Source organism: Pseudoalteromonas aurantia (genome assembly GCF_005886875.1).
Lineage (GTDB): Bacteria > Pseudomonadota > Gammaproteobacteria > Enterobacterales > Alteromonadaceae > Pseudoalteromonas > Pseudoalteromonas aurantia_A.
This window is the reverse complement of the sequence record NZ_PNBY01000218.1, coordinates 1-281: the sequence shown is the minus strand read 5'-3', so window position 1 is coordinate 281 and position 281 is coordinate 1. Positions and strand designations below refer to the sequence as shown.

The following is a 281-nucleotide window of genomic DNA, read 5'->3' as shown; positions in this document are numbered from 1 at the left end:
TGCATTAACTATAGTCGATATTATTCAACGATAGTTGCAACAACACCAGCACCAACTGTACGACCACCTTCACGGATAGCGAAGCGTAAACCTTCGTCCATCGCGATTGGTACGATTAGGTCTACAGTCATCTTGATGTTATCTCCAGGCATTACCATTTCTACGCCTTCTGGTAACTCAACGTTACCTGTTACGTCAGTTGTACGGAAGTAGAACTGTGGACGGTAACCTTTGAAGAATGGAGTATGACGACCACCTTCATCTTTCGAAAGTACGTATAC

1 pseudogene is annotated in these 281 nt (G+C 43.8%); it reads right to left on the bottom strand.

Going from position 1 to position 281, the window contains the following annotated elements:
- Positions 1-20: 20 nt before the first annotated feature.
- Positions 21-281 (bottom strand): annotated as a pseudogene (tuf, locus tag CWC18_RS20740) (elongation factor Tu); the annotation flags it as partial.